Here is a 247-nt window from a genome sequence, read left to right on the forward strand (position 1 = left end):
GCTGCACGCAGAACCCGACCTTCATGGAGGAGTGGCGCAAGGGCTGGCATCCCGAACGCATGCAGGCCAAGGGCGACAGCGACAGCGTGCTGATCGTCGGCGCCGGCCCTGCGGGGCTGGAGGCGGCGCGTGCGCTCGGCCTGCGCGGCTATCAGGTGGCCATCGCCGAAGCCGGAACCGAACTCGGCGGCCGCGTGGCGCGCGAATGCCGCTTGCCCGGTCTCTCGGCATGGGGGCGCGTGCGCGA

1 protein-coding gene is annotated in these 247 nt (G+C 72.9%); it reads left to right on the forward strand.

What is annotated here, in order from left to right; all coding sequences use genetic code 11:
- On the forward strand, window positions 1-247 hold a 247-nt coding region (locus EOB49_RS35660; protein WP_127383579.1), incomplete at both ends, for an NAD(P)-binding protein.

This window comes from Mesorhizobium sp. M7A.F.Ca.MR.148.00.0.0 (assembly GCF_003997735.1).
Lineage (GTDB): Bacteria > Pseudomonadota > Alphaproteobacteria > Rhizobiales > Rhizobiaceae > Mesorhizobium.